This is a genomic window from Streptomyces sp. NRRL B-24572, assembly GCF_002156145.1.
In the GTDB taxonomy this organism is placed as follows: domain Bacteria; phylum Actinomycetota; class Actinomycetes; order Streptomycetales; family Streptomycetaceae; genus Streptomyces; species Streptomyces vietnamensis.
On sequence record NZ_MWIG01000147.1, the window covers coordinates 1 to 5,840 of the forward strand.

Consider the following 5,840-nt stretch of genomic DNA (forward strand, 5'->3'; position numbering starts at 1 on the left):
ACGAGGGCCTCGATCCGGCGGTCCAGGTTGCGGTGCATCATGTCGGCGCTGCCGAGCCAGACCTCGGGTTCGCCGCCGTTGCCGAAGGCGAAGACCCGGGAGTGCTCCAGGAAGCGGCCGAGGATCGAGCGGACCCGGATGTTCTCCGAGAGACCGGTGACCCCGATGCGGACGTACGCGGGCCGGCCCGCCCTGTGGTGCGCGATCTCCTTGTTGATCCGGGAGACCAGTCCGTCCCGCAGCGACTTCGGGGCGGTGAGCAGGCGGCGGTACGTCTCGCGGCGGGAGTAGCCGGAGAGCCGGTTGAACAGGTCGGACAGGTCCGCGCCGACCTGCGGGTCGGCGGTGAGCAGGCCCAGGTCCTCGTAGAGCCGGGCCGTCTTCGGGTGGTAGTTGCCGGTGCCGACGTGCGAGTAGCGGCGCAGGACCTCGCCCTCCTGGCGTACCACCAGGGAGAGCTTGCAGTGCGTCTTGAGGCCCACCAGGCCGTACACGACGTGGCAGCCGGCCTCCTCCAGCTTCCGCGCCCACTTGATGTTGGCCTGCTCGTCGAAGCGGGCCTTGATCTCGACGAGGACGAGGACCTGCTTGCCGGACTCGGCTGCGTCGATGAGGGCGTCCACTATCGGGGAGTCGCCGGAGGTCCGGTACAGCGTCTGCTTGATCGCGAGGACGTCCGGGTCGGCCGCCGCCTGCTCCAGGAAGGCCTGGACGGAGGTGGAGAAGGAGTCGTACGGGTGGTGGAGGAGGACATCGCGCTCGCGCAGCGCGGCGAAGATGTCCGGTGCCGACGCCGACTCGACCTCGGCGAGGTCCCGGTGGGTGCCGGCGACGAACTTCGGGTACTTCAGCTCCGGCCGGTCCTGCCCGGCGATCCCGAAGAGCCCGGTGAGGTCGAGCGGGCCGGGCAGCGGGTACACCTCGGCGTCGGAGATCTTCAGCTCGCGGACGAGCAGGTCGAGGACGTACGGGTCGATGGACTCCTCGACCTCCAGGCGCACCGGCGGCCCGAAGCGGCGCCGCATGAGCTCCTTCTCCAGGGCCTGGAGCAGGTTCTCGGCGTCGTCCTCCTCGACCTCCAGGTCCTCGTTCCTGGTCACGCGGAACATGTGGTGCGCGAGCACCTCCATGCCGGGGAACAGCTCCTCCAGGTGCGCCGCGATCACGTCCTCCAGGGGGACGTACCGCTGCGGGGAGGCCTCCAGGAAGCGGGAGAGCAGCGGCGGCACCTTGACGCGCGCGAAGTGGCGGTGGCCGCTGACCGGGTTGCGCACGACCACGGCGAGGTTGAGGGAGAGACCCGAGATGTACGGGAAGGGGTGCGCCGGGTCCACGGCCAGCGGCGTGAGCACCGGGAAGATCTGCTGCCGGAACAGGGTGAAGAGCCGGGCCTGCTCCTTCTCGGTGAGCTCGGGCCAGCGGATCAGGTGGATGCCCTCGTCGGCGAGGGCCGGGGCCACGTCCTGCTGGTAGCAGGCGGCGTGCCGGGCCATGAGCTCGCGCGAGCGCGTCCAGATCAGGTCGAGGACCTCGCGGGGCTGGAGGCCGGAGGCGGAGCGGGTGGCGACGCCGGTGGCGATGCGGCGCTTGAGGCCGGCCACGCGGACCATGAAGAACTCGTCGAGGTTCGAGGCGAAGATCGCGAGGAAGTTCGCCCGTTCGAGGAGGGGGGTCGTCGGGTCCTCGGCGAGCTCCAGGACCCGCTCGTTGAACGCGAGCCAGCTGCGCTCCCGGTCGAGGAAACGACCCTGCGGCAGCTCGTCGCCGAGCGCGCCGTCGTCCTCGTACGTGTCGGGATCCGCGTCCAGGTCGGCGTCGATGTCGGTCACGACGATTCCGTTCACCACGTGCGCGCGGTGCGCCTCTATGGAACCGAGGGGCGACGCGGTGGACGGCGTGCCGGCGGGCTTTCCGGAGGGCTTTCCGGCGGGCTTTCCAGACGACTTTCCGTTCGGCGGGGCGGACGGCGTGGCGGAGGACTGGACCGGGACCTCGGCGGGCTGCTGCTTCATGGCCCCATTCTTCCGCGCGAAGGGGTGGTCGGGCGCGTCGGAGCGGGCCGTGGGGGAGGGAAGTCTCCCTTTGGGGAGGACCACCCTGCCGGGGGTGGGCACGGAGCGCTTCATTGCGTGAGCGTCGCAAGCGCTTCTGAATGGCCGGTAACGACGACATGTCGTATGGGAATCGGGGGCGGGGCCCTTGTCGGGGCTCCGCCCCCTCTCTTTTTGCCGAGGGTTACGGGTGCCGGGCGCGCAGGACGCGGAAGGCGGCGAGGGCCGCGAGGGCGGCGAGAGCGAGGAGGATGCCGGACTCGATGAGCTGGGTGGGCCAGAAGTGGGACTGGGGGTGGAAGTCGAGGTACTGGCCGGTGACGTTCTTCCCGGCGAGGCATTCCGAGGCGCTCTTGCCATCCTCGTAGCAGGACCACTCCGGGATGCGCCTCCCATCGCGGGTGAGCAGACCCGTGTCCATCATCAGCCCGTTGCCCGGGACGAGGAGCGGGCCTTTGTTCACGTCCATTGGCCCCGTGATCGTCTTCACGGGCAGGAAGTCCCAGCGGAACGCGCCCAGGACCAGCAGCACCACGCCCATGACCAGGCCCGTGGTCGCCATGGCGACGAGCGTGCGGCGGATCAGCAGGCCGACGAGAGCGCCGACGGCGACGGCGGCGAGGACGTACGCGAAGAGGACGATGCCCGTCGCCTCGTACGGGCCGCGGTCGGCCCAGGTGAGGTTCCAGCTGCCGGACACCCGGACCCAGCCGATCCGGAAGATGCCCATGAGGGCGACCGTGGTCAGCAGGGTGACGGCGGTCGTGGTGAGGAGCTTGGCGCGGAGCCAGGTCGCCGGGCTCACCGACTGGGTGAGGGAGAGCTTGTACGTCCCCGACTCGAACTCGCGGGCGACGAGCGGGCCCGCGACGAAGGCGCCGACGAGCAACGGCAGGAAGAGCAGGTACACGCCGCCGTACTCGGTGGCCACGCGCAGCATCTCGTAGCCGTGGTTGCCGTCGGCGATGTACCGCTGGCCGTCCTCGTAGTACCGGTCGGGCGTCTGCGCGTCCCAGATCCGCAGCCCGCCGATCACCGCAAGCGCCACGATCACCGCCGCGGCCGCCAGCCACAGCGTCCGCCGGTACTGGCGGACCGTCACCCAGTAGGAGCCCTTCAGGGCGAGCGTGCTCATGCCGGGGCTCCTTCGGTGGCGGCTTCGGTGGTGCGGAGGTGGGCGAGGAGGAGGTCCTCCAGGGAGGGTTCCGTCGTCTCCCAGGGGCCTTCGACCGGGCCCTCATGGCGTACCAGGGCGGTGAGCTGACGGCCCGTCGTGCGGGACTCGACGACCGTGTGCGGGGCGAGGTCGGCGATCGGGCCGGTGAGCAGGGTGTGGGCGGCGAGGAGTTCGTCGACGGGGCCGGCGAGGCGGACCTTGCCGCCGTGGAGCAGGAGGAGGTGGTCGCAGGCGCCCTCCAGCTCGGTGAGGATGTGCGAGGACATGACGACGGTGGTGCCGTGTTCGGCGGCGTCGGCCATGAGCAGGCCCATCAGCTGGTGGCGGGCGAGCGGGTCGAGGTCGGCCATCGGCTCGTCCAGGAGCAGCAGTTCGGGCCGCTTGCCGAGGGCGAGCGCGAGGGCGACGCGGGTGCGCTGGCCGCCGGAGAGGTGGCGTACGAGGGTGTCGGAGGAGAAGCCGCCGCCGTCCACGATCCGCCGGGCGACGGTGTCGTCCCAGCGGCCCGGGTTGAGCTCGCGGCCCATGCGCAGGGTGTCGGCGACGCTGAGCCGGGGGTGGAGCGGCTTGTCCTGGGCGACGTAGGCGAGGCGCTCGCGGGCCGGGGCCGTGATCGTGCCCTCGGTGGGGCGGAGCAGCCCGGCCGCGAGGGCGAGGAGGGTGGACTTGCCGGCGCCGTTGGGGCCGACGAGGGCGCAGATCCGGCCGGTGGGGAGGGAGAAGTCACACTCCCGCAGGGCCCAGCCGCGCCCCCTTCCTCCGTATCGCTTGCCCAGGAGGTGTGCCTCCAGGGCGGTGTCCTTCGTCATCGGTCGTCGTCCCCCTCGAAGTGTTCCTGCAGTACGGATGCGAAGAGCGCGGCCACGTCCTCCCGCTCCAATCCCTCGGCGCGCGCCCGGCGGGCCCAGTCGGTGAGTTCGCCGCGCAGCGGCGAGTCGGCGGGGCCGGTGCCGAGGGTGGCGCGGACGAAGGTGCCGAGGCCGCGGCGGGCCTCGACGAGGCCCTCGCGTTCGAGCTCGCGGTAGGCCTTGAGGACCGTGTTGGGGTTGATGGCCGTCGCTTCGACGACCTCGCGTGCGGTGGGCAGCCGGTCGCCGGGTTCCAGGAGGCCCATCCGGAGGGCCTGTTTCGTCTGCTGGACGATCTGGAGGTAGGTGGCGACGCCGCTGCGCCGGTCGATGCGGTACTCGACCACGATCCCTTCCACCACCCTTTCACTAATCAAGTAGTGAAAGGGTGGTGGAAAGAAGGGGGCGGTGTCAACCGCCCCCTGGGCAACAGGCGTTACGACTCCGTGCGGTACATCAGGTCCACCTCGTGCGTCGTGAACCCCATCCCCTCGTAGACCCGCACCGCCGCCGTGTTGTCCGCGTCCACGTACAGCATCGCCGTCGGCAGCCCCTGCGCCGCCAGGTGCCGCAGGCCGATCGCGGTCAGCGCCTTGCCGAGGCCGCCGCCCTGGGCCTCCGGCAGGATGCCGACCACGTACACCTCGCCGAGCTGCTCCTCGGCGTGCGTCTTCGTCCAGTGGAAGCCGATCATCCGCCCGTCCTCCTCCGCGAGGAAGAAGCCCTTCGGGTCGAACCACGGCTCGGCCATCCGGTCGTCCAGGTCCCGCTGCGTGAGCGAGCCCTGCTCCGGGTGGTGCGCGAAGGCGGCGGCGTTGACGGCGAGCCAGGCCGCGTCGTCCTGCCCGGGCGTGAAGGTGCGGACGGTGACGCCCTCGGGCAGCACCGGCTCCGGGACGTCCAGCGGCACCAGGGGGCGGCGCAGCTGGCGCAGCTCGCGGAAGAGCGTCAGGCCGAGGACCTGGGCGAGGTGCCGGGCCGCCGACTTGCCGCCGTGCGCCCAGACGCGCAGCCGCTTGCCGGAGGCGGCGAGCAGGGCGGTGCCGAGCGCCCGGCCGTGGCCGCGGCCCCGGTGGGAGGGGTGGACGACCAGCTCGGCGGCCGGGGCCTCGATCGGGTCGGTCTCCTCCAGTTGGGCGTAGCCGTAGAGGTTCGAGCCGACGGTGAGGAGGAAGTGGCGCACGCCCTCGCGCCTGCCGTGCCGCAGGTACAGCCGCCCCTGCTCGGACACGGCGTGCAGTCCGTCGGCGTGGTCGGCGGCCTCCAGGAGGTCCAGTACGTCCTGGGTCTGCTCGGGCGTGAGCTCGTCATACGTGTGGATCTGCCGTCCCGGTTCGAGGGCCGGCGCCGCGTCGGAAGTCATGGCTACGAGCCTACGGCGACACCCCGTCAGCCATCGGCAACTGTCTTGTAACCCACTCCCCCCTGTTGCGCTACGCGCGTTGACTCTAGGCTGCACGCGCAACGGGGGAGTAGATCAAGGCCGCGAATCGGGGCAAGGGGACTAGGGGAGAGATGGCAGCGACGCCAAGGAAGAACAAGACGGGGCGGCGATTTCTCGCCGCCGGGGCCGGGCTCGCGACGGTGGGGGCGCTCTTCGCCGCGATGCCGTCGGCCGGTGCGGCCGGGGACGAGTACGCCGTCGGGCAGGGGACGAACGGCAAGGGCTGGGGCCGGATGGTCGACGTCCAGTTGCTCTCCTTCAACGACCTCCACGGCAACCTGGAGCCGCCGGCCGGTAGCTCCGGCCAGGTCATTCGGGTC

The 5,840-nt window shown here is 71.2% G+C and carries 5 protein-coding genes and 1 pseudogene; 1 reads left to right on the forward strand and 5 read right to left on the reverse strand.

Annotated elements, in window-relative coordinates; genetic code table 11:
* The 5 genes from CCN56_RS09345 to mshD form a co-directional block, all read right to left on the reverse strand.
* The coding region (locus CCN56_RS09345) for an RNA degradosome polyphosphate kinase (RefSeq protein WP_086825423.1) at positions 1-2,012 on the reverse strand (2,012 nt) is incomplete at its 3' end.
* A 223-nt stretch (positions 2,013-2,235) separates the two neighbouring features.
* Entirely contained in the window at positions 2,236-3,186 is a 951-nt protein-coding gene (locus tag CCN56_RS09350) for an ABC transporter permease (RefSeq protein WP_086825417.1), read from the reverse strand.
* Complete coding sequence (locus CCN56_RS09355; RefSeq protein WP_086825419.1) at positions 3,183-4,037, reverse strand: ABC transporter ATP-binding protein; 855 nt, start codon at positions 4,035-4,037, stop codon at positions 3,183-3,185. The genes CCN56_RS09350 and CCN56_RS09355 overlap by 4 nt, the downstream gene beginning before the upstream one ends.
* Entirely contained in the window at positions 4,034-4,423 is a 390-nt protein-coding gene (locus CCN56_RS09360) for a GntR family transcriptional regulator (RefSeq protein WP_086825426.1), read from the reverse strand. Before CCN56_RS09360 ends, CCN56_RS09355 begins: the two co-directional genes overlap by 4 nt.
* A gap of 89 nt (positions 4,424-4,512) precedes the next feature.
* Positions 4,513-5,439 carry a mycothiol synthase gene (gene mshD, locus CCN56_RS09365; protein ID WP_086825421.1) on the reverse strand — a complete coding sequence of 309 codons (927 nt, stop codon included), beginning with the start codon at positions 5,437-5,439 and terminating at the stop codon, positions 4,513-4,515.
* A 152-nt stretch (positions 5,440-5,591) separates the two neighbouring features.
* Here mshD and CCN56_RS09370 point away from each other — a divergent pair.
* A pseudogene (locus CCN56_RS09370) lies at positions 5,592-5,840 on the forward strand (bifunctional metallophosphatase/5'-nucleotidase); the annotation flags it as partial.